At 64.8% G+C, this 23,097-nt stretch carries 18 protein-coding genes and 1 pseudogene; 11 read left to right on the plus strand and 8 right to left on the minus strand.

Going from position 1 to position 23,097, the window contains the following annotated elements; translation table 11 throughout:
* Positions 1–9 precede the first annotated feature (9 nt).
* Positions 10–160 (minus strand): annotated as a pseudogene (locus tag JJC00_RS38095) (cyclase family protein); the annotation flags it as partial.
* A gap of 528 nt (positions 161–688) precedes the next feature.
* On the opposite strand from JJC00_RS38095, the gene JJC00_RS13655 reads away from it, so the two are divergent.
* The 4 genes from JJC00_RS13655 to JJC00_RS13670 all read left to right on the plus strand — a co-directional run bounded on the left by JJC00_RS13655 (position 689) and on the right by JJC00_RS13670 (position 4,442).
* Positions 689–1,660 carry a TRAP transporter substrate-binding protein gene (locus JJC00_RS13655; protein WP_200473048.1) on the plus strand — a complete coding sequence of 324 codons (972 nt, stop codon included), beginning with the start codon at positions 689–691 and terminating at the stop codon, positions 1,658–1,660.
* 65 nt (positions 1,661–1,725) lie between these two features.
* The gene (locus JJC00_RS13660) at positions 1,726–2,274 is read left to right on the plus strand and encodes a TRAP transporter small permease (protein ID WP_200473049.1); all 549 of its coding nucleotides are present in this window, start codon (positions 1,726–1,728) and stop codon (positions 2,272–2,274) included.
* Positions 2,265–3,557: a TRAP transporter large permease gene (locus JJC00_RS13665; protein WP_200473050.1), complete on the plus strand. Its 1,293-nt coding sequence runs from the start codon at positions 2,265–2,267 to the stop codon at positions 3,555–3,557. The genes JJC00_RS13660 and JJC00_RS13665 overlap by 10 nt, the downstream gene beginning before the upstream one ends.
* 78 nt (positions 3,558–3,635) lie before the next feature.
* Positions 3,636–4,442: an SDR family NAD(P)-dependent oxidoreductase gene (locus JJC00_RS13670; RefSeq protein ID WP_200473051.1), complete on the plus strand. Its 807-nt coding sequence runs from the start codon at positions 3,636–3,638 to the stop codon at positions 4,440–4,442.
* A 9-nt stretch (positions 4,443–4,451) separates the two neighbouring features.
* On the opposite strand, the gene JJC00_RS13675 is transcribed toward JJC00_RS13670, so the two are convergent.
* Genes JJC00_RS13675 through JJC00_RS13690 form a run of 4 tightly spaced genes read right to left on the minus strand, consistent with a single transcriptional unit; the run spans position 4,452 to position 8,713 of the window.
* The gene (locus JJC00_RS13675) at positions 4,452–5,150 is read right to left on the minus strand and encodes a molybdate ABC transporter substrate-binding protein (RefSeq protein WP_200473052.1); all 699 of its coding nucleotides are present in this window, start codon (positions 5,148–5,150) and stop codon (positions 4,452–4,454) included.
* Positions 5,147–7,276 (minus strand): xanthine dehydrogenase family protein molybdopterin-binding subunit, encoded by a 2,130-nt coding sequence (locus JJC00_RS13680; protein ID WP_200473053.1) that lies wholly within the window; start codon positions 7,274–7,276, stop codon positions 5,147–5,149. The genes JJC00_RS13675 and JJC00_RS13680 overlap by 4 nt, the downstream gene beginning before the upstream one ends.
* Positions 7,273–7,743: a (2Fe-2S)-binding protein gene (locus JJC00_RS13685; RefSeq protein WP_200473054.1), complete on the minus strand. Its 471-nt coding sequence runs from the start codon at positions 7,741–7,743 to the stop codon at positions 7,273–7,275. Before JJC00_RS13685 ends, JJC00_RS13680 begins: the two co-directional genes overlap by 4 nt.
* A gap of 13 nt (positions 7,744–7,756) precedes the next feature.
* Positions 7,757–8,713 carry a Bug family tripartite tricarboxylate transporter substrate binding protein gene (locus JJC00_RS13690; protein WP_200474109.1) on the minus strand — a complete coding sequence of 319 codons (957 nt, stop codon included), beginning with the start codon at positions 8,711–8,713 and terminating at the stop codon, positions 7,757–7,759.
* A gap of 252 nt (positions 8,714–8,965) precedes the next feature.
* Between JJC00_RS13690 and JJC00_RS13695 the strand changes: the two genes are divergently transcribed.
* Both JJC00_RS13695 and JJC00_RS13700 read left to right on the plus strand, forming a co-directional pair.
* Positions 8,966–11,056, plus strand: a complete 2,091-nt coding sequence (locus JJC00_RS13695; RefSeq protein WP_200473055.1) for a molybdopterin oxidoreductase family protein — start codon at positions 8,966–8,968, stop codon at positions 11,054–11,056.
* Between the two features lie 126 nt (positions 11,057–11,182).
* Positions 11,183–11,965: an enoyl-CoA hydratase/isomerase family protein gene (locus JJC00_RS13700; RefSeq protein WP_200473056.1), complete on the plus strand. Its 783-nt coding sequence runs from the start codon at positions 11,183–11,185 to the stop codon at positions 11,963–11,965.
* An 845-nt stretch (positions 11,966–12,810) separates the two neighbouring features.
* On the opposite strand, the gene JJC00_RS13705 is transcribed toward JJC00_RS13700, so the two are convergent.
* The 3 genes from JJC00_RS13705 to JJC00_RS13715 form a co-directional block, all read right to left on the minus strand.
* The gene (locus JJC00_RS13705) at positions 12,811–13,239 is read right to left on the minus strand and encodes a GlcG/HbpS family heme-binding protein (protein WP_200473057.1); all 429 of its coding nucleotides are present in this window, start codon (positions 13,237–13,239) and stop codon (positions 12,811–12,813) included.
* On the minus strand, positions 13,232–16,207 hold the full coding sequence (locus tag JJC00_RS13710) for an FAD-binding and (Fe-S)-binding domain-containing protein (protein WP_200473058.1): 2,976 nt from the start codon (positions 16,205–16,207) through the stop codon (positions 13,232–13,234). The genes JJC00_RS13705 and JJC00_RS13710 overlap by 8 nt, the downstream gene beginning before the upstream one ends.
* Positions 16,208–16,312: 105 nt before the next feature.
* Positions 16,313–17,050, minus strand: coding sequence for a GntR family transcriptional regulator (locus tag JJC00_RS13715; protein ID WP_200473059.1), 738 nt, complete (start codon positions 17,048–17,050; stop codon positions 16,313–16,315).
* A 133-nt stretch (positions 17,051–17,183) separates the two neighbouring features.
* Here JJC00_RS13715 and JJC00_RS13720 point away from each other — a divergent pair, with 133 nt between their 5' ends.
* The 5 genes from JJC00_RS13720 (at position 17,184) to JJC00_RS13740 (ending at position 22,977) form a co-directional block, all read left to right on the plus strand.
* Complete coding sequence (locus JJC00_RS13720; protein ID WP_200473060.1) at positions 17,184–18,386, plus strand: pyridoxal-phosphate-dependent aminotransferase family protein; 1,203 nt, start codon at positions 17,184–17,186, stop codon at positions 18,384–18,386.
* Between the two features lie 52 nt (positions 18,387–18,438).
* Positions 18,439–19,722 carry an MFS transporter gene (locus JJC00_RS13725; protein WP_200473061.1) on the plus strand — a complete coding sequence of 428 codons (1,284 nt, stop codon included), beginning with the start codon at positions 18,439–18,441 and terminating at the stop codon, positions 19,720–19,722.
* A gap of 115 nt (positions 19,723–19,837) precedes the next feature.
* Positions 19,838–21,037 (plus strand): pyridoxal-phosphate-dependent aminotransferase family protein, encoded by a 1,200-nt coding sequence (locus tag JJC00_RS13730; protein WP_200473062.1) that lies wholly within the window; start codon positions 19,838–19,840, stop codon positions 21,035–21,037.
* Positions 21,038–21,060: 23 nt separating this feature from the next.
* Positions 21,061–21,858, plus strand: coding sequence for an enoyl-CoA hydratase/isomerase family protein (locus JJC00_RS13735; RefSeq protein ID WP_200473063.1), 798 nt, complete (start codon positions 21,061–21,063; stop codon positions 21,856–21,858).
* 144 nt (positions 21,859–22,002) lie between these two features.
* On the plus strand, positions 22,003–22,977 hold the full coding sequence (locus JJC00_RS13740; RefSeq protein WP_433996505.1) for a Bug family tripartite tricarboxylate transporter substrate binding protein: 975 nt from the start codon (positions 22,003–22,005) through the stop codon (positions 22,975–22,977).
* The last annotated feature ends 120 nt before the right edge of the window (positions 22,978–23,097 follow it).

Raw genomic sequence — 23,097 nt, forward strand, 5'->3', positions numbered from 1 at the left:
TTTGCCGGTCTAGCCGTCGATGATGGCGACCGCGCGGGTCCATCCCGCCGACGCCCGTTCGATCTTCACCGGGAAGCATGAGATCGTGAACCCGGTCGAGGGCAATTGCTCGAGATTGCCGTCCGGCCTTGTGGCCTTCCCAGATCAGGCCGGCATCCTGCAGCTTTTCTGAAAATCAAAATTTGGCGCCGATCGCTCCCTGAGTGCCCTTTGGCGGATCAATGCAACTCCAGCATCGATCAATGCCGCATTTGGCTTGGACTCAGAATGCCGCCCGCCCTAGGGACGACACTGGCGATATCGCGCCGATGCCGCGCGTTCAAAATGAATGAGGCGACCGTCTCGCCCGAACTCCAAGCCGCAACCAATAGCGGTCGAGCACAAACCAGAGGGACGTCCATGGATACGATGAGCATCGTTACCGCGCATCCGGCATTGGCCGATGGCGCGGCCCGATCGCCGGGGAGCCGGCACCTGCCGCACAGGTCCCCCGCACGAGCGGGCGCGACGAGCACCGCACTGTCCATGGCAGACATTACCAATCAGCCAAATCCCCTCGACTCCGCCAGGCAATCCTACGAAGGTGGTGCAGTTGCAGCGCTTGACTTCACACCTGAAGTGGAGCGACCCAAGGCGGCCAGCAATACGTGCCCAACGGCGACATAATCAACTCAGGAGGAAGCCCCAGATGAAGACACTAATCGGTATCATCGCAGCCGCTGCACTGACAGTCTCGGCGCCGCTCGCAACCGCACGCGATTTCCGCTCGGCCGACGTCCATCCGGCCGACTATCCGACCGTCGAAGCCGTCAAGTTCATGGGCAAGCAGCTCGCGACGGCGAGCGGCGGCAAGCTTGGCGTGAAGGTGTTTCCCAACGGAGCCCTGGGCTCGGAGAAGGACACCATCGAGCAGCTCAAGATCGGCGCGCTCGACATGATGCGGATCAACGCCTCGCCATTGAACAACTTCGTGCCGGAAACCGTCGCGTTGTGCCTGCCCTTCGTCTTCCGCGACACCCAGCACATGCGAACCGTTCTCGACGGGCCGATCGGCGATGAGATCCTGGCGGCCATGGAGCCTGCGGGGCTGATCGGCCTTGCTTACTATGACAGCGGCGCCCGTTCGATTTACACCGTCAAGGCACCGATCAAGTCGCTCGCGGACGTCAAGGGTCTGAAGATCCGCGTCCAGCAGTCCGACCTCTGGGTCGGCATGATCCAGAGCCTCGGCGCCAACCCCACGCCGATGCCGTATGGCGAGGTCTACACCGCCCTCAAGACCGGTCTGGTCGATGCCGCGGAGAACAATTGGCCCTCCTACGAATCCTCGCGCCACTTCGAGGCCGCCAAGTTCTACAACGTCACCGAGCACTCGCTGGCGCCGGAAGTGCTCGTGATGTCCAAGAAGGTCTGGGACACGCTCAGCAAGGAGGATCAGGCGATGATCCGCAAGGCGGCCAAGGAATCGGTGCCCGTCATGCGCAAGCTCTGGGACGAGCGTGAGGAGGCATCCCGCAAGACCGTCGAGGCAGCCGGCGTCCAGGTCGTCACGATCGCGAACAAGCAGGAATTCGTCGATGCGATGAAGCCGGTCTATGCCAAGTTCGCCGGCGATGACAAGCTGCAGAGCCTCGTCAAGCGCATCCAGGCGACGAAGTAAGACCATAGCGCATCGGGTCCGGCGTCGCCGCGAGGCGGCACCGGGCCCTCTGCAAGGAGACGATGATGACAGACCCGCACGTCGCAGACCACGAGCAGGAGGTAGCAGGACGCCCGTCCACCGGCTTGCTGTCGCGGATCAATGCCGTCGTCGCGCGGCTCGGCATGTATCTGTCGGTGACCGGCCTGCTCGTCATCGTCACCATCGTGTTCTACCAAGTGTTCGGGCGTTACATCCTCAACTCCAGCCCGACCTGGACCGAGAACCTCGCCCTGGTCCTGATCCTGTACGTCACCCTGATCGGCGCCGCCGTCGGGGTGCGCGATGCCGGACACATCGGCATGGACAGTTTGCTGGTGATGCTTCCGGATCGTGCACGTGAGAAGATCGAGCTCGTGATCCACGTCCTGGTGGCGATCTTCGGCGTTGCGATGGTCTACAACGGCTGGATTCTCGGTGCGTCGGTCGGGACCGTGAAGATCCCCAATCTCGGTCTCCCAGAGGTTGTCCGCTACGTGCCGCTGATCGCTTCCGGCGTCCTGATTGTCTCCTTTTCAATCGAGCACATCATTGCTCTCCTGCGTGGCGAAGAGGTCGTCCCCTCATGGAACTGATTATTCTCGGCGCCACCTTCTTCGGCTTCCTGGTCCTCGGCGTACCTGTCGCTTTCGCGATCGGGCTATCGGCGATTTGCACTATCCTTTACGAAGGCCTGCCGGTCGCCGTCATCTTCCAGCAGATGATGTCGGGAATGAACATCTTCTCCTTCCTGGCCATTCCGTTCTTCGTCTTCAGCGGTGAGCTGATGCTCCATGGCGGCGTTGCCGACAAGATCGTGCAGCTCGCCAAGAATCTCGTCGGCCACATCCGCGGCGGCCTCGGCATGTCGAACGTGGTCGCCTGCACGCTGTTCGGCGGCGTCTCCGGCTCGCCCGTGGCCGACGTGTCGGCGATGGGCGCGGTGATGATCCCGATGATGAAAAAGGAGGGGTTCGACACCGACTACGCCGTCAACGTCACCACTCACGCTTCGCTGGTCGGAGCGCTGATGCCGACCAGCCACAACATGATCATCTATGCGCTCGCCGCCGGCGGCAAGGTCTCGATCGGCGCGCTAATCGCGGCTGGCCTCCTGCCGGCGCTGGTGCTGATGGTGTGCATGCTGGTCGCCGCCTACGCCGTCGCCGTGAAGCGCGGCTATCCGGCCGGCAAGTTCCCGGGCTGGGCCGAGGTGTTCCGCTCGTTCGCGGCCGCGCTGCCGGGCCTGCTGATCGTCGGCATCATCCTGTCGGGTATCCTGTCCGGTGTCTTCACGGCCACTGAATCCGCGGCCGTCGCGGTCACCTACACGATCGTGCTGACGTTCTTCATCTACCGCACCATGACCTTGCCGAACTTCCTGCGCGCCGCATCAAAGGCGGTGAAGACGACGGGCGTCGTGCTGCTGCTGATCGGCGTCTCCACCATGTTCCAATACCTGATGGGCCTCTATGAAGTCGCCGACTTCGCCGGCGACCTGATGAGCAAGGTGTCCTCGCAGCCCTGGATGATCTTCCTGCTGATCAATGTGATCCTGTTCGTGCTCGGCACGTTCATGGACATGGCGGCGACCATCCTGATCTGCACCCCGATCTTCCTGCCGATCGCGATGAAGGCGGGCATGGATCCCGTGCAGTTCGGCATGCTGATGCTGATCAACTGCGCGCTCGGGCTGAACACCCCGCCGGTCGGAACCACGCAGTTCGTCGGCTGCGCCATCGGCGGCATCTCGGTGGGCGCGGTGATGCGCACCATCCTGCCGTTCTACGCCGCCCTGATCGCAGCGCTGATGTTCGTGACCTACGTTCCCGCCTTCTCGCTGTGGCTGCCCCGCCTGCTGATGGGATACAAGGGATAGCTGTCGTGCGTTCGCCGGCATTGGCCGGCGAACCGCGCCTGCGATAGTTTGCGTCACAGCAACAGGGAGAATCTGTCCGTGACTGACTATCGCAAGCTCTTCGATCTCACCGGCAAGACGGCCGTGGTGCTCGGCGCCGCCTCGGGCATCGGCAAATCGTCGGCCGAGGCGTTGGCCGGGCTCGGAGCCCGCGTCGTGTGCGCCGATCGCGCGCTTGACGCGGCAGAGGCAACGGCGGCGGGCATCCGAGACAATGGCGGCTGGGCCGAGGCGGCCGCGTGCGACGCCGCGAGCGCTGCCGACGTCAACGCGCTCGCCAAAGCCGTGATGCAGAAGTTTTCGCGGCTCGATATCGCGGTGACCACGCCAGGGCTCAACATCCGCAAGACCATCCTCGACTACACCGAGGAGGATCTTGACCGCGTCCTGAACCTCAACGTCAAGGGCACGGTCTGGTTCTTCCAGGCCTTTGGCCGCATCATGGTCGAGCAGAAGTGCGGCAGCATCATTGCCTGCTCCTCGGTGCGTGCGGTGACCATCGAGCCGGGCCTCGGCGTTTACGGCTCGACCAAGGCGGCGATCGGCCTGCTGGTGAAGGGTTTTGCCTCCGAGGTCGGTCATGCCGGGGTGCGCGTCAACGCGATCGCGCCGAGCATCGTGGAGACCGCGCTGACCAGCCCGTTCAAGCAGCGGCCCGACATCTACAATCTCTACGCCGGCCATACCGTGTTCAACCGCTGGAGCAGCGCCGACGAGGTCGCGACGGCGGTGGCCTATCTCGCCTCGGATGCTGCGAGCTACGTCAGCGGCAGCACGCTGTTCGTCGATGGCGGCTGGACCGGGGTCGACGGTCCGCCGACCGGTCTCACCCAGCTGCACAAGTAAGGTTCGCATCTAGCCGGCAAAGCCCATGCGCAGGCGCAGGTCCCTGTGATCTGCGCCAGCCAGCAGTGCGATCAGCGCGGCGGCTTCGTTCGGATGCGCCGCCTGCGTGGCGATGCCGGCGGTGTACATCGTCACCAGCTCGCAGCCCGGCGGCAGCGACCCTGATAGCGCGATGCCGTCGGTTGCGATGATCTCGGTCGCCTGCGTGCATCCGATCGGCCGCGTCGCGGTGGACGCCGCCAGCTCGCGCATCGCCGTTGCGCCGTTGGGAAATATCTTCAGGCGCGACGTGATCTCATAGGCGATGCCGAGCTGATCCAGCACCTTTGCGACGTGCTTGCCCGCGGTCGACGCCTTGGTGTCGGGAACGTAGATGGCGTCCGCGGACCGCAGCACCTCGCGCAGATCGGCTTCCGTCTTCACGGTCACCTGGGGATCGCGGCTGCGGACCGCCAGCGCAGTCTCGACCCGGCCGACATCGGCGATCGAGGAGGGGACGACAAGCTTCTCGGCGGCAAGCTTTGCAAGGAGGGCCTGCGTCAGGATCACGAGATCGGCTGGCGTGCTTGCGCGCAGCTTGTCCGCCATCACACCGACCGCGCCGAATTCGCCGTCGATGCCGAATCCGGTCTTCGCCTTGAAGGCCTCTCTGAGGCCGCGCACCAGGCCTTGCGCCGCGCCGCCGCTCAAAATGTTCACTGTGGTCACGATGCAAGCTCCATGGCTGCGATGATTTTGTCGCGTGTGATCGGCAGGTCGTGCACGCGCACGCCGAGGCAATCATGGACCGCATTGGCGATGGCCGCCGTCACCGGGCCGTGCGCGGCTTCGCCGGCGCCGACCGGCTCGATCTCCGGCCGCTGGATGATCTCGACGTCTACCGCCGGGACCTCGCTGAATGTCAGGATCGGATAGTCCGTCCACGAAGTCGATGTAATCCGCGTCCGGTCGAAGCGAACGCGCTCTTTCAGCACCCAGCTCGTCGCCTGGATCGCGCCGCCCTCGATCTGGTTGATCACTCCGTCCCGATTGATGGCCTCGCCGACGTCGACCGCAAGCGTGAGCCGCTTCACGCGGATGTCGTCGGCGCCTTCGATCTCGGCAATCGCGGCGCAATAGGCGCCTGTGTTCTTGTAGCGGGCGAAGCCGACGCCGTGTCCGACGCCGGACCGCCTCTCGGGCTTCCATCCCGCGCGTCGCGCCGCGGCGCGGACGACGTCCTTTGCGCGGTCGTCCCGCAGATGGCGCAGGCGGAACGCGATCGGGTCTTCGCCGCGCAATGCTGCGATCTCGTCGAGCAGGGATTCGATTGCGAACACGTTGCCCTGCGCACCGAGGGTTCGCAGCGCCGAGGTGCGTACCGGCATGGTCAGGAGGCGATGGCTCGTAATCGTCCAAGCCGGGAGATCGTAGAGCGGAACGGAGTTGCGGTCGCCACCGCCGCCATTGGCGGCCGGGGGATTCGTCGAGATCATGCGCGGATAGGGATTTGCGATCTCGCTCGCTGCCAGCAGCGCGGGCTCCGCCGCTCGCCCCGGTCGCGCGGCGTGGCCGTTGCTCCAGATCCCATGGCGCCACCCGACGATCTCGTTGTCCGCATCGAGATCGGCCTCGATCTCGATGGCCATCGCGGCGCCAAACGGCGCATGGGACATCTCGTCGTGGCGCGACCATTGCACCCGCACCGGACGGCCGCCGGCAGCCTTCGCCAGCAGCACGGCATCGAGCGCGACATCGTCAGCCGCATTGTGCCCGTAGCAGCCGGCGCCCTCCATGTGCTCGACGACGATGTTCTCGGCCGGCAGCCTGAGCACGATCGTGAGATCGGCGCGGAGCAGATAAACGCCCTGGCTGTGCGTCCAGACATGGACCCGGTCGCCGTCCCATTGCGCCATTGCGCAGGACGGCGCGATCGAGGCATGTGCGATGTAAGGGCGGGTGTACTGCCGGCGGAGCGTGCGCGCAGCCTTGGTCGTCGCCGCGGCCTTGGTGTCGATGATTATGGTTTCCACTGGCTGGCTTTTCAGGAAGCCAGCCAGATCGTTTTCGTCGGGCAGCGGCTCGCCGGCCGACCATGTCGCGCCCTTGCGCAAGGCTTTCAGCGCGGCTTCCGCCGCGACCTCGCTCTCGGCAACGACGCCCGAAAAGCTGCCGTCGCGGACGACCGCAATGAACCCGGAAACGGCGCGCGCGGCCGCTTCCTCGAGCGCGATCAGCTCGGCGCCGGAGATATCCGGCCGCAGCACGCGTCCATGCGCCAGCCCCGGCAACGCGCAGTCATGGATGAAGCGCGGCCGCGCGAATACCTTGTCGGGAATGTCGACGCGCTCGATCGAATGCCCGGCCACGCGGCGTGCGACGGCGGACTTCGCTACGGTGCCCGCAGTCACATCGTGGTCGAGGGACACGTCACCCGACAGCTCCCAATAGCTGGTCCTGACGTTCCCCGGGCCCGAGATCGTGCCGTCATCGACGCCGAGCAGCGATGCATCGACGCCAAGACGCTCCGAGGCTGCTGCGAGAAAACGCTGGCGCACCTCGGCGCAGGCGTGGCGTAGTGCGCGGCCGGATTGCTGAATCGACAGGCTGCCGGAGGTGACGCCTTCGTTCGGGCTCGCAGCCGTCGAGGCGCGGATCATCTCGATGCGTCCGATCTCGACGTCGAGCTCGTCCGCCGCGATCTGCGCCAGCGCCGTGACGATGCCCTGGCCGATCTCCACCTTGCCGGGCGAGATCGCCACGCGGCCTTCGCCGGTGAATTTCACCCAGGACGACAATCTTGGATTGGCTGCGAGGCTGACGGGCAGTTTCGGGGCAGGGGAGGGAGCACTCATGACGTCGCCATCTCCGATGCCGCCCGCAGCACGGCGCGGACCATGCGATTATGCGATCCGCAGCGGCACAGATTGCGATCGAGCGCCGTTCTGACCTCGGCTTCGGTCGGCGACGGATTGCGCTTCAGCAACGCGGCCGCGCTGATCAGGATCCCAGAGACGCAATAGCCGCATTGCATCGCCTGTTCGGTGATGAAGGCGCGTTGCAGCGGATGCGGTTGCTCGGCCGTGCCGAGGCCCTCCAGTGTGACGACGTCCTTGTCCTCCACCGACCACATCGGCAGGTCGCAGGAGGCCATCGCGCGATCATCGATCATGACGCGACAGGCCCCGCACTCTCCGGCACCACAGCCGAAATGCGGACTGGTGATTCCAAGCCGGCCGCGCAGCAGATCGAGCAGCGTCTGATCCGGATCGGCATCAACGGAAACTGCTGCGCCGTTGAGGTGGAATTGAATCGTGGGCACGACTGGTCAGGCCTCAGGATTTGTCGAACTTCTTGACGACGTCGGCCCATTTCGCGATGTCGCCTCGCAGGAATTTTTCGAACTCCTCCGGCGTCATCGACATGGGTACGGCACCCTGCTCGGTCCAGAGTTTGACGATGTCGGGTCGCTTCACCATCGCGTTCACCGCTGAATTGAGCTTGTCGATGATAGGTTTTGGCGTGCCCGCCGGCGCCATCAGGCCGAGCCAGATCGTCGCCTCGTAGCCGGGAACGCCGGCCTCGCCGGCAGTCGGCACATTGGGCAGCACCGCGGATCGCTGCTGGCCGGTGGTCGCAAGCGCGCGGACCTGATTCTCTGCGATGTTCGGCGCCATCGCCGGCACCGCGTCGATCATCATCTGGACCTGGCCGCCGATCACGCCGCTGCGGGCCTCGCCGCTGTTGCGATAGGGGACATGGACGACATCGATGCCGGCCATCGCTTTGAACAGCTCGCCGGCCATATGGTACGGCGTGCCCTGGCCGGAGGAGGCGTAGTTCAGTTTGCCCGGCTGCGATTTGGCGAGCGCGATGAACTCCTGCACCGTCTTCGCCGGAACTTGCGGGTTCACCACGATCACGAGATCGGAATAGTTCACCGGTGCGATCGGCGCGAGGTCGCGCATCAGCTCGTATTTGCGTTGCTCCGGCGTCAGCAGCGATTCATTCGCGGTCTGGGTGTTGGACATCATCAGCAGCGTGTAGCCGTCGGCCGGCGACTTCGCGGCTTCGACCGTGCCGATGACGCCGCCCGCGCCGGTGCGGTTCTCGACCACGAAGGGCTGGCCAAAGCGCTCCTGCAGCGCTTGGCCGATCAGCCGGGCCGCGACGTCGGCCGGGCCGCCGGCGCCGAACGGCACGACGATGCGGACCGCGTGCGCGGGATAATCTTGCGCCGGGGACGGGCTTGCGGAAAATGCGGTGAGCAGGCCGGCGGCCAGCGCCAGCATAAATCTCGGGGCCGTCACACCCGCCTCCCTCAACTCGTTTTTGTTGGCCGGCACTGTAGCGGCAGCGGGCGCGGACTGTCGACGCCTCACAAAGTCGATTTCGGAGGGAATATCGGGCCGTTTTCGGTGTGGCTGCGGGTCATTTCGCGGTCGCGGGAGGAACACGACGCGTGCATGGTTTGAGCATTTTGCATAGGCATTGCCGGATAAATGCCCTCGGCTGTCAGGTATTTTGGTGTTACGAAATTGGCCATGAACCAGCACGCCAAGATCGAGATCCGCCACTCCACCTGTCCGCATGACTGCCCGTCGGCCTGCGCGCTCGATATTGAGGTGGTCGAGGGTCGCAGCATTGGCCGCGTCCGCGGTTCGAAGAAGCAGACTTACACGGCTGGCGTGGTCTGCGCCAAGGTCGCCCGCTATGCCGAGCGCATCCATCATCCCGAAAGGCTGATGTATCCGTTGCGCCGGACCGGGCCGAAGGGCTCCGGCCAGTTCGCGCGCATTTCCTGGGACGAGGCGCTCGACGAGATCGCCGATCGCTTCAATCAGGCCGAGCGCGAGTTCGGTGCGGAGTCGATCTGGCCTTATTACTACGCCGGCACGATGGGACTGGTGATGCGTGACGGCCTCAACCGTCTCACGCATGTGAAGAAATATTCGCGCTTCTACCAGACCATCTGCGCCAATGTCGGGCGCATCGGTTTTGCGATTGGCACTGGCAAGATCGCCGGCGTCGATCCGCGCGAGATGGCGCTGTCCGATCTCGTGGTGATCTGGGGCACCAATCCCGTCAACACCCAGGTCAACGTGATGACGCATGCCGCGCGCGCGCGGAAGGAGCGCGGCGCCAGAATCGCAGCCGTCGACGTCTACGACAACGAGACCATGAAGCAGGCCGACATCAAGATACTGCTGCGGCCCGGAACCGACGGCGCGTTTGCCTGCGGCGTGATGCATGTGCTCTTCCGCGATGGCTATGCCGACCGCGCCTATATGGACAAATACACCGATTGCCCCGCCGAGCTCGAGGCGCATCTGAAGACGCGCACGCCGGAATGGGCCTCCGCAATCTCTGGCGTGCCGGTGGCGGAGATCGAGGCCTTCGCCAAGTCCGTCGGCGAGACCAAGCGGACCTTCTTCCGGCTCGGCTACGGCTTCACCCGTTCGCGCAACGGCGCAATGCAGATGCACGCCGCGAACTGCATTCCTGCGGTGACCGGCGCCTGGCAGTATGAGGGCGGCGGCGCCTTCTTCAACAATTACGCGCTGTGGCAATTCAACGAATCCGTCATCGAAGGTCACGACGCAATCGACACGTCGACCCGCGCGCTCGACCAGTCGCAGATCGGCCGCATCCTCACCGGCAATGCCGAGGCCCTGCTCGGCAAGGGCCCGGTCAAGGCGATGCTGATCCAGAACACCAATCCGATGACGGTGGCGCCGGAGCAGGCGCTGGTGCGACGCGGCTTTGCCCGCGAGGATCTGTTCGTCGCGGTGCACGAGCAGTTCATGACCGAGACCGCGCTTATGGCCGACATCGTGCTGCCGGCGACCATGTTCATGGAGCATGACGACCTCTATTACGGCGGCGGCCACCAGCACATCTCGGTCGGCCCCAAGCTGATCGACCCGCCCGGCGAATGTCGCTCCAACCACCAGGTGTTGGAGGGGCTGGCGCCGCGGCTTGGTGCGAAGCATCCAGGTTTCGAGATGACGCCGCGCGAGTTGATCGACACGACGCTGAAGCTCAGCGACCACGGCGACATCGCCGGACTCGAGGCCGACATCTGGCGCGATTTGCAGCCGGACTTCCGCACCTCGCATTATCTCGATGGCTTCGCCCATGCCGACAAGAAATTCCACTTCAAGGCCGATTGGGCGCATCCGCCGTTCGGCCAGACCATGGGCGATTTCGACAAGATGCCGTCGCTGCCGGACCATTGGGCCGTGATCGAGCACGCTGATCAGGCTCATCCGTTCCGGCTCGCGACCAGCCCGTCGCGCAGCTTCCTCAACACCACCTTCAACGAGACGCCGTCCTCGCAGGCGCGCGAGGGCAAGCCGAGCGTGATGATCCATCCGCTCGATGCCGCGGCACTCGACATCGCCGACGGTGACGCGGTAACGCTCGGCAATACCCGCGGCGAGACCACGCTGATTGCCGCGCTGTTCGAGGGCGTGCGGCGCGGTGTGCTGATCGCGGAGTCCGTGCATCCGAACAAGAATCATATCGGTGGCCGCGGCATCAACGTGCTGACCGGTGCGGACACCATTGCCCCGATCGGTGGCGCGGCGTTCCACGACAACAAGGTCTGGATCAGGAAAGCGGCTGCGGTCTGAGCCGTGCTCTGATCGCGCGCAAATTTGTGTCGAGGCGCTAAAGCGGCGCCTCGTGACAGATTGCCCTTGCACCGCGCACCCGAGGTGCCGCAAATGTCTGTAAACCGGGAGCAAGGAAGCAGCGTCATGACCGACAATACAAGCGTCATCACCGAGAAGCGCGGGCAGGCGTTCTGGATCACCATCAACCGGTCGGAGAAGCGCAATGCGCTGAACGGCGACGTCATCGCCGGCATCGCACGCGGCTATCGCGACGCGCATGACGACAGGGACGTCCGCGTCATCGTGCTGACCGGCGCGGGCGACAAGGCGTTTTGCGCCGGCGCGGACTTGCAGAACTCCGGCGCGGCCTTCGCGATGGATCATTCCAGGCCAAACGTCGATTATGCCGATCTGCTGCGCCTGTCGCAGAATGCCACCAAGCCCGCGATCGCGCGCGTCGGCGGCGTCTGCATGGCCGGCGGCATGGGTCTTCTCTGCATGACCGATATGGCGGTTGCGGCGGATCACGTCATCTTCGGCCTGCCGGAAGTGAAGGTCGGCGTGTTTCCGATGCAGGTGCTGAGCCTGTTGCAGGAGATCGCACCTCGACGCCTCGTCAACGAATGGGCGCTCACCGGCGAGCCGTTCGATGCGAAAGCCGCGCTGGGCGCGGGTCTGCTCAACTACGTCGTGCCCACGGCCGAGCTCGACGCCAAGGTCGACTGGCTGATCGGCCGCATCGTCGACAAATCCCCCACCGCAATCCGCCGTGGCAAATACGCCATGCGCGCGATCGCCTCGATGTCCTTCGACGAGAGCATCGCCTACACCGAAAGCCAGATCGCACTTTTGGCGATGACCGAGGACGCCAAGGAGGGTCTGAAAGCGTTCGGCGAGAAGCGGAAGCCGGTCTGGACGGGGAAGTAGAGTGGCTGACGCTCTCTCCACATCGTCATTGCGAGCGCAGCGAAGCAGTCCAGAATCTTTCCACAGCGGCAGTCTGGATTGCTTCGCTGCGCTCGCAATGACGGAGCAAGCGGCAAAGCCGTCTCACCAATTCACATCTCAAACAGCAGACACGCCTTCGCCTTCTCGCGGCGTCCTCCGCCCGAGCTTTGCTCTCCGCTTCACGCCCTCTCCGAAGAAAGAGCGCAGGGAAGGCCGGGTGCCGGCTGGCACCCGCAAAACTCCCGTGCAAGAATGATGCACACGCAAGGCACAGGAGCGGTACAGGGCAGCCGAACATCCGGCCTTCCCTGCGCAGTGGTTTGACGGCATATGCGCGCTCTCCCCGGAGACGAATTCGTTCTTGCCTCCGTCGCCTTGCGAAAGTCACGGACGTGCCCCGGTTGAAGCGACGCCGCATTCGCAAGACTTGGCCGTAGCAACGACGGCCAGGACCACGCGGTTTTGCCGTACGCGAGCTTCCCTGCGTCGCCCGAGGGCTATGCAGGGCATCGAGCGCCGTTCGTACAACGCGGCTTGCAAGTCGCTCACGGGGTTCGGCTCAATCCATCGCCCGCCCTGCGTCTCACATCCGCGACGGCGCTGCCAGCGTCCACCGCAGCCCGATCCGCGGTTCGTGACGACGTACGACCGCCCCTTTCGCCGGATCAGGATGGGTTGTGTGTACGACAAAACCGAATTTCGGTAAAGTGGAATATTTTGACGTGTGCCGATTGACCCAGTGCTTGCGTGTTTCGCCCGGCGGGCAGCGCAAGACTTAGCGTCATTCCGGGGCTCGCCCCTTGGCGCGAACCCGGAATGACAACCTATCCCGCGTTGGCCTTCAGGCCGGCAGCCTGGATACCCGCGACCGCACAGGCTTCGTCATTGTCCGAGGTGTCACCGGAGACGCCGACGGCGCCAAGCATGGTCGTGCCGTCCATGATCAGCACGCCGCCGGGGACCGGCACCAGCGCGCCCTTGGCGATGGTGTTCACGGCGTCGATGAAATAGGCCTGCTCCTGTGCCCGCTGGTACAGCGCGCGCGAGCCCATGCCCATTGCGAGCGCGCCATAGGCCTTGCCGTGGGCGATCTCGGCACGCATCAGGCTGGTGCCGTCCTGGGCGGCTGCGATCTTGAGCACGCCGCGTGCGTCGAGGATCGAGACGACCAGCGGCTTCAGCTTCAGCTCGGTGGACTTGGCGAAGGCGGCGTCGAGGATTTTGCGGGCGGTGTCGAGCGTGAGGTCAGCCATGGCTGGGTTCCTTTACAGCGGTTGAATTGGATTGGGTCTCGGCGCGGTCGAGGCTCAGTGCCAGCACGCGCGCGACGTGGAGCGCCTCGCGTCGCGCGCCGTCGTGGATCTGGTGGCGGCAGGAGGTGCCATCGGCGACGACCAGGGTGGCCTGGTCCGCCCGCCGCACCGCCGGCAGCAGCGAGAGCTCGGCCATCTCGATCGAGGCGTCGTAGGTATCGGCACCATAACCAAAAGCACCCGCCATGCCGCAGCAGCTCGACTCGATGGTCTCGACCTCAAGACCTGGGACGAGCCGCAGCACCTGCTCGACCGGCTTGAAGGCGCCGAAGGATTTTTGATGGCAATGGCCGTGCACAACGGCCTTCTTGGCGACGGTGCCGAGCGGCAGTTGCAGTCGGCCAGCCTCAGCCTCGCGCACCAGAAATTCCTCGAAGGTGAGGGCATGGGCGCCGACCGCTTTGGCGTCGTTGTCCTTGCGCAGCGAGGCGAGCTCGTCGCGGAGCGTCAGCAGGCAGCTCGGCTCCAGGCCCACGATCGGCACGCCGCGCGCGGCAAAGGGCGCGAACGCAGCCACGAGGCGGTCAAGCTCGGACCTGGCTTCGTCGACGAGCCCGGCTGACAGGAACGTGCGGCCGCAGCAGAGCGGGCGGCTGCCGCTCGCAGGCTTCGGCATATGCACGCGATAGCCGCCGGCCGCGAGCACGCGCAGCGCGGCCTCGAGGTTCTCGCGCTCATAGATGCGATTAAAGGTGTCGGCGAACATCACGACCTCGCGGCCCGTCTCCGGACCGACGCTGTCAGCCGGCGGCACGAACACGTCGCTGCGGAACGCGGGCAGGGCGCGGCGCGCGCTGATGCCGGCGAAGCGCTCGAACAGCTTTCGCAGGAACGGGCTGTGGTTGCGCAAATTCGCCAGCGGCGCGAAGCGCGAGGCGAGGCCGGCATAGCGCGGGAGATAGCCGACCAGCCGATCGCGCAAGGTCAGGCCGTGGGAGGCGGCGCGCGCGGCCAGCACCTCGATCTTCATCTTGGCCATGTCGACGCCGGTCGGACATTCGTGCCGGCAGGCCTTGCAGGAGACGCAAAGCTTGAGCGTTTCCATCATCTCGTCGGAGGCGAGCGCATCGGGGCCGAGCTGGCCGGAGATCGCGAGCCGCAGCGTGTTGGCGCGCCCTCGCGTGACATCCCTCTCGTTGCGCGTGGCACGATAGGACGGGCACATCACGCCGCCCTCGAGCTTGCGGCAGGCGCCGTTGTTGTTGCACATCTCGACCGCGCCCTGAAAGCCGCCGCCGGCGCCGGGATAGGCGGACCAGTCGAGCTTTGTCTCGAGGTCAGCGACGCGATAGTCGGGCTTGAATCGAAACAGCGAGCGGTCGTCCATCTTCGGCGCATCGACGATCTTGCCTGGGTTGAGCACGCCGTCGGGATCGAAGCGGTGCTTCACCTCCCTGAAGTCGGCGACGAGGCGCTCCCCGAACATGCTCTCGTGGAATTCCGAGCGCACCAGGCCGTCGCCGTGCTCGCCGGAATGCGAGCCCTTGTATTCGCGCACCAGCGCGAAGGCTTCCTCGGCGATGGCGCGCATCGCCTTGACGTCTTTCTCCAGCTTCAAATTCAGCACGGGCCGCACGTGTAGGCAACCCTCGGAGGCGTGGGCATACATCGTGCCGCTGGTGCCGTGCTTGGCGAAGACCTCGTTCAGCCGCTGGGTGTAGTCGGCGAGATGCGGCAGCGGCACGGCGCAGTCTTCCACAAAGGAGACCGGCTTGCCCTCCTGCTTCATCGACATCATGACGTTGAGGCCGGCAGCGCGGAAATCGGCGATGCCGGCCTGCAAGGCGGGCTCGGTGATCTCGACCACGCCGCCCCATTTGCGCGTGTCATTGTTCCAGCCGAAGCCGAGATCGCCCATCAGCTCGCTGAGCTGCTTGAGGCGCGCGAGATTGTCAGCCTGATCCTCCTCCGCGAACTCGACCACCAGCACGGCGTCCGGATCGCCCTTGATCGCCGCATTGATGATCGGCTTGAACATCGCGATGTCGCGGCCGAGCGCGAGCATGGTGCGGTCGACCAGCTCGACCGCGATCGGCTTCAGCTTGACCAGATGCTGGGCCGCGTCCATCGCCTCGTAGAAACTGCCGAAATGGCAGACGCCAAGCGCCTTGTTGCGGATCACAGGCCACAGCTTCAGTTCGACTTTGGTGGTGAAGGCGAGCGTGCCTTCAGAGCCGACCAGCAGATGCGCCATGTTGTTGCGCGCGTTGCGCGGCGTGAGCGCATCGAGATTATAGCCACCGACCCGGCGCTGCACCTTGGGAAAGCGCGCCGCGATCTCGTCGGCTTCGCGCGTGCCGAGGTCGAGCATGTCGCGGAACAGCGCGCGCATGCTCTCGCCGGCGTCGAGATCGGCGAGATCGCGCGAGACTTCGCCGAAGCGGCTCAGCGTGCCGTCGGCAAGCGAGGCCTCCATCGACAGCGTGTTGTCGCGCATGGTGCCGTAGCGAAGCGAGCGGCCGCCGCAGGAATTGTTGCCGGCCATGCCGCCGATGGTGGCGCGCGAGGCCGTGGAGACGTCGACCGGAAACCACAGGCCGTGCTTTCTAAGCCGGCGGTTGAGGTCGTCGAGCACGATGCCGGGCTCGACCATGCAGGTGCGGCCCTCGACGTCGAGCGACAGGATGCGGTTGAGGTGCTTTGAGAGATCGACGACGAGGCCGTCATTGACGGTCTGGCCGCATTGCGAGGTGCCGCCGCCGCGCGGCGTGACCTTCACGCCCTCGTCGCGGGCGATCGCCAGGGCCCGGAGCGCCTCGTCCATGGTCTTCGGGACCACGACGCCCGACGGCACGATCTGGTAGAACGAGGCGTCGGTGGCGTAGCGGCCGCGGCTGAAGCCGTCGAACAGGACGTCGCCGGTCATGTCCGCGCGCAGGCGCCGTTCGAGCGAGGAGGCGTTTGTCATCCTTGGTCCCGGAGTGATCCAGCGCGGCGCGCGTCCGGCTGGATTATGCATTCTTGTTTCTGGCCGATTATATTATGAATTCAAAATGAGCAAGCCGGCTGCGCATCAGGGCGCCGCCGGCGCGTCCTCTTCGGGCTCGGCCAAGTGCTCGATCGCGGCCACCCGCTTGTTGCGCAGGTGCTGGAACAGGATGTCGCTGAGCTCGCTGGCGGCGCGGCGGCGCAGTGCGTCGAGGATCGCCTCGTGCTCGCGCATTGCCTCCGCCCAGCGCTGCCGCTTGCGGGCGAAATTGGCGGAGTAGCGGACGCGGCGAATGCGGCCGGCGAAATTCGCGTAGGCGGTCTTCAGCGTCTCGTTGCGCGCTGCCGCGACGATGCTCTCGTGGATGCGCTGGTTGGCCTGGAAATAGCCGTGCATGTCGCGATGTAGATAATGGCCGTACATCTCGTAATGCAGCTGCTCGATCGCGGTGATTTCCTCATCTGTAATGGCCTCACAGGCGAGCCGTCCAGCCAGGCTCTCCAGTCCGGCCATCACGTCGAACAGCTCTTCCAGGTCGCGCTGGCTGAGCTGGCGGATTCGGGCGCCGCGGTTGGGCAAAAGCTCGATCAGGCCCTCGGCCGCGAGCACCTTCAGCGCTTCGCGCAGGGGCGTGCGGGAGATGCCGAACATCTCGCAGAGCTGGCGCTCGGGAACGCGGGCGCCGTCGGGAATGTTGCCTTCCACGACATAGTCGCGCAGCCGCAGCAGGACCTCGCCATGGAGCGAGGCCGCCTCGCGGTCGCCGCCATTCGTGGCGGGCGGGACGATCGGGACCCCGGTGTCGGGAATCGTGGATTTCATTTGCAGCACAATAGTTTGCTCGATTGACCGCGTCGACGTCCACAATCGAATACCAAATTTCGATTGTAATGACAAAAAATGAATGCAAAATAGCTAGCAGAGCCGGCCAGAATCCGCCGATAGGGAGGTTTTCATGCATCAAGGACGCCATTTCCTTCAGATTCCGGGCCCCAGCCCGGTCCCCGAGCGCGTCCTGCGCGCCATGGACATGCCTGTCATCGACCACCGGAGCGCGGAATTCGGTGAACTCGGTCGCACCGTGCTCGAAGGCAGCCAAAAGATTTTCCAGACCAAGGGTCCGGTCATCATCTTCCCCTCCTCAGGGACAGGGGCCTGGGAAGCCGCGATCGTCAACACGCTGTCGCCGGGCGACAAGGTGCTGATGGTCGAGACCGGCCATTTCGCCACGCTGTGGCGGCAGATGGCGGCCCGCTTCGGCATCGAGGTCGATTTCGTGCCGGGCGACTGGCGCCGTGGCGCCGACCCCGCTGTGGTGGAAGCAAAGCTCACCGAAGACAAGGCGCACGCGATCAAGGCCGTCATGGTCGTGCACAACGAGACCTCGACCGGTGCGACCAGCCGCATCGCCGAGATCCGCGCCGCGGTCGATCGCACGGGCCATCCAGCGCTGCTGATGGTCGACACCATCTCCTCGCTCGGCTCGGTCGACTACCGCCACGACGAGTGGAAGGTCGACGTCAGCGTCAGCTGCTCGCAGAAAGGCTTCATGCTGCCGCCTGGTCTCGGCTTCAACGCGATCTCCGAGAAGGCGCGCGCGGCTGCCAAGACCAACAAGATGCCGCGCTCCTATTTCGACTGGGAGGAGATGCTCAAGCCGAACGCCAACGGCTTCTTCCCCTACACGCCGGCGACGAACCTGCTTTACGGCCTGCGCGAGGCGATCGCGATGCTGCTCGAGGAGGGGCTCGACAACGTGTTCGCGCGGCATCAGCGGCTCGCCGCCGCAACGCGCGCCGCTGTCAATCATTGGGGGCTCGAAGTGCTCTGCCAGGAGCCGTCGGAATTCTCGCCGGTGCTGACCGCGGTCCTGATGCCGCCCGGCCATGACGCCGACCAGTTCCGCAAGATCGTGCTCGAGAATTACAACATGTCGCTCGGCTCCGGCCTCTCCAAGGTCGCCGGAAAGGTCTTCCGCATCGGCCATCTCGGCGAATGCAATGCGTTGACCTTGCTCGGCGCGCTCACCGGCGTGGAGATGGGCCTGTCGGTTGCCGGCGTGCCGCACCGCTCCGGCGGCGTCGACGTCGCGATGAAGCTGTTGGAGCAGCGTCCGCAGGGCAATGCATCGCCGCATCTCAAAGTGGTCGGCACTTAATCCGCGCGGGACACGCGGGCTGACAATCACAAAAGCGATCACGAGGGTGGAGATGGGAATTCGGTTCAAGGCCACGCATGTGGTGCTGGCGATGCTCTGCGCGATGTATTTCATCACCTATGTCGACCGGGTGAACATCGGCACCGCGGCAAGCGAGATCCAGAAGGAACTGGGTCTGTCGAACACCCAGCTTGGCCTCGTCTTCTCCGCCTTCGCCTATCCCTATCTCTTGTTCCAGGTGATCGGCGGCTGGGTCGGCGATCGCTTCGGCCCGCGCAAGACGCTGTTCTGGTGCGGCATGATCTGGGCGGTGGCGACCATCTCGACCGGCTTCGTCAATAGTCTCGGCGCGCTGTTCGTCGCGCGCTTCGCGCTCGGCTTCGGCGAAGGCGCGACGTTCCCGACTGCGACGCGCGCGATGCAATACTGGACGCCGGCGAACCGCCGCGGCTTTGCGCAAGGCCTGACCCATTCCTTTGCCCGGCTCGGCAATGCGGTGACGCCGCCGGTAGTGGCGCTCCTGATCCTCTGGCTGACCTGGCGCGGCGCCTTCGTCGTGCTCGGCTTCGTCAGCCTCGTCTGGGGCGTGATCTGGGTCTGGTACTTCCGCAACGAGCCGAAGGAGCACGCTTCCATCACCGAGGCCGAACTCGCCACATTGCCGCCGCGCCCGACCGGCGAACGGCCGCGCGTGCCGTGGCGGCCGCTGTTCGGGCGGATGTGGCCGGTGACGCTGACCTATTTCTGCTACGGCTGGTGCCTGTGGCTCTATCTCAACTGGCTGCCGCTGTTCTTCAAGAACAACTACAATCTCGACATCAAGAACTCGGCGCTGTTCGCCTCCGGCGTCTTCTTCGCCGGCGTGATTGGCGACAGCGTCGGCGGCGTGATCTCGGACAAGATCCTCGACCGCACCGGCAATGTCCGCCTGGCGCGGCTCAGCGTCACCGTTGCGGGATTTACGGGCGCGCTGCTCTCGCTGTTCCCGATCCTGTTCGTCCACGACATCACGATCGTCGCGCTGTGCCTGTCGGCCGGCTTCTTCTGTGCCGAACTGGTGATCGGCCCGATGTGGTCGATCCCGATGGACATCGCCCCGAAATATTCGGGGACCGCGTCGGGCCTCATGAACACCGGTTCGGCCTTTGCCGCCATCGTCTCCCCGCTGGTCGCCGGCTTCGTGATCGACGCGACCGGAAACTGGTACCTGCCGTTCCTGATGTCGATGGGACTGCTGCTACTCGGCGGCTTTTCCGCCTTCCTGATGCACCCGGAGCGCCCGTTCACGGACGTCGACGGGCGGGTGCCGTCCGGCAAGGTGATGGCCGCGGAGTAGGGGCGGCGGAGGGTCCCCGGTTATGCATGGAAGTCGTCCTTTGGAGAGGGGACAAGCCGGTCAAATGGTGCTATTCGGCGGCCATCAAAACAAGGCTAGACCGGGAAGGACGCCTATGACCGTGCATACTGGAAGGCATTTTCTCCAGATTCCAGGACCGACCAACGTGCCTGACCGCGTGCTGCGGGCGATGGACATGCCGACGCTGGACCATCGCGGTCCGGAGTTCGCCGAGCTCGGTTTTGCGGTGTTGGCCTCGATGCAGCGGGTGTTCCGCACCAAGCAGCCGGTGATCATCTTCCCCTCATCCGGCACCGGTGCCTGGGAAGCGGCGATGGTCAACGTGTTCGCGCCCGGCGACAAGATTTTGATGTGCGAGACCGGCCAGTTCGCCGTGTTGTGGCGCGGCATCGCCGAGAAGTTCAAGCTCGACGTCGACTTCATCCCGAGCGACTGGCGCCATGGCGCCGACCTCACCGAGATCGAGAAGCGCCTGGCCGCCGACAAGCAGCACGCGATCAAGGCGGTCTGCGTCGTCCACAACGAGACCTCGACCGGCTGCGTGACGCCGCCGCTCGACGTGCGCAAGCTGCTCGACCGCGTCAAGCATCCGGCGCTCCTGATGGTCGACACCATCTCGGGCCTCGGCTCGATGGAATATGAGCACGACGCCTGGGGCATCGACGTCTCGGTCGCCGGCTCGCAGAAGGGCCTGATGCTGCCGCCCGGCCTCGGCTTCAACGCCGTCTCGGAGAAGGCGCTTGCCGTCGCCAAAGCCAATCCCGGCATGCGCTCCTATTGGGACTGGCAGGAAGTCATCTCCTTCAACAAGCTCGGCACCTTCCCCTATACGCCCGCGACCAATCTGCTCTACGGCCTGCGCGAAGCGGTCAAGATGCTGGAAGAGGAAGGGCTGGAGAACGTCTGGTCCCGCCACAAGCGTCACAGCGCGGCGACGCGCGCGGCGGCCAAGGTCTGGGGCCTGGAGACGCAGTGCGTCGATCCGGCCGCGCATTCGCCGGCACTGACCGGCGTGCGCGTGCCTGACGGACACGACGCCGACGCCTTTCGCAAGGTGGTGCTGGAAAACTTCGACATGTCGCTCGGCACCGGCCTGAACAAGGTCAAGGGCAAGGTGTTCCGCATCGGCCATATCGGTCACTTCAATGATCTGATGCTGATGGGCACGCTCGCCGGCGTCGAGATGGGGCTGGATCTTGCTAAGATTCCGCACCGGAGCGGCGGCGTGCTGGCGGCCATGGACGTCCTGAAGGGACGCGACGTGGTGCCGATGACGAAGGCTCAGGTGGCCTGAACGAACTGGAAAGTGAGCGCGCGATGAACGCACCGACGACTGCTAACGAAGACCTGCTCTACTCCGTCACGGACGGCATCGCGCGGATCACCTTCAACCGCCCGCAGGCGCGCAACGCCATGACCTTTGCCATGTATGACCGTATGGCGGAGATCTGCACCGAGATCAACGCAGACCGGTCGATCAAGGCGCTGATCCTCACCGGCGCCGGCGACAAGGCGTTTGCCTCCGGCACCGACATCTCGCAATTCCGCGCGTTCAAAACTGCACAGGACGCGCTCGACTACGAGGCGCGGATCGACCGCGTGCTCGGCACGCTCGAGCAGTGCCGCGTGCCGGTGATTGCGGCGATCGCAGGCGCCTGCACCGGCGGCGGCGCCGGCATCGCCGCCTGCTGCGATCTCCGCATAGGCACCGAGACGACGCGCATGGGCTTCCCGATCGCGCGCACGCTCGGCAACTGTCTGTCGATGTCGAACATCAGCCGCGTCGTGTCGCTTGTGGGTCCCGCCCGCACCAAGGATCTGATCTTCAGGGCGCGCCTGATCGAGGCGCAGGAAGCGCTGTCGCTCGGCCTGCTGACCGAAATCGTACCCGACGTCGAGACGCTGCAGCGCCGCGCCGACGAAACCGCAAAGCTCGTCGCGAGCCACGCTCCGCTGACGCTCGAAACGACCAAGGAATCGGTCCGCCGCATCCGCCCCACGCTGTCGCGCGAACAGGGCGAGGACCTGATCCTCAAGGCCTATATGAGCGAAGATTTCCGCGAGGGCATGGACGCCTTCCTCAACAAGCGCGCGCCGAACTGGAAGGGCAAGTAGCGCGGGCTTCGTCAGCCGAAAGTCATATGCGGCGCAATGTCCGCCTGCTTGAACTCGCGATCTTTAGTCCGCACAATGCAGCGATAGATTTCCCGGCATCACAAAGCCAATAATAACCAGGGGACGAAACTCGTGCGAATTCCAGTGAAAGCCGTTGGAGCCGCAACGGCCTTGTTGTTGAGCGCGCCGGCCTTTGCCGGCTGGGAGCCCACCAAACCCGTCGAGATCGTCGTGGCGGCAGGCGCGGGTGGCGCCTCCGACCAGATGGCGCGGATGATGCAGGCCGCGATCCAGAAGAACAATCTGATGAAGCAGCCGATGGTGGTCTCGCTCAAGGGCGGCGCGTCAGGAGCGGAAGCGCTGATGTACATGAAATCCAGCGAGGGCGATCCGAACAAGGTGCTGATCGCCTATTCACTGATCTACATGCTGCCGCTGTCGGCCAAGATCCCGTTCAACTGGCGCGAACTGACCCCGGTCTCGGTGATCGCGCTCGACCAGTTCGTGCTGTGGGACAACAGCGCCGGCCCCAAGACGGTGAAGGAATTCGTTGCGGCCGCGAAGGCTGCAGCCGCGCCGTTCAAGATGGGCGGCACCGGCTCCAAGCGCGAGGATCACGTGCTGACCGTCTTCCTCGAGCAGAAGACCGGCGCGAAATTCTCCTACCTGCCGTACAAGTCCGGCGGCGAGGCCGCGACCCAGCTGGTCGGCAACCACACCGAATCCAACGTCAACAACCCCTCTGAAAATCTCGAAGTCTGGCGGGCCGGCCAGGTGCGTCCGCTCTGCGTGTTCGACAAGGAGCGCATCGCCTACACCAGCAAGGTGACCGACACGCAGTCCTGGGCCGACATCCCGACCTGCAAGGAGGAGGGCGTCGACATCCAGTATCTGATGCTGCGTGCGGTGTTCCTGCCCGGCAAGGTCACGCCGGAGCAGCAGGCGTTCTATGTCGAGCTGTTCCACAAGGTGACGCAGACCGCCGAATACAGGGACTACATGGAAAAGCAGGCGTTGAAGCCGATCTTCCTCACCGGCAAGGACATGGTGCAATTCCTCGAAGAGGACGATGCCATCAACAAATCGCTGATGACGGAAGCCGGATTCGTCGCGAAGTGATCACGCCTCCCACGGGATGCCCCGCGAAGGCGGGGCATCCAGTAGGTCGCAGCTTATCCGTATTCCTCGCCCGTCTCTGAATACTTGATCATCCGCCTTCGCAGATGATGACAGCGCAAG

It is taken from the genome of Bradyrhizobium diazoefficiens (genome assembly GCF_016616885.1).
In the GTDB taxonomy this organism is placed as follows: domain Bacteria; phylum Pseudomonadota; class Alphaproteobacteria; order Rhizobiales; family Xanthobacteraceae; genus Bradyrhizobium; species Bradyrhizobium diazoefficiens_F.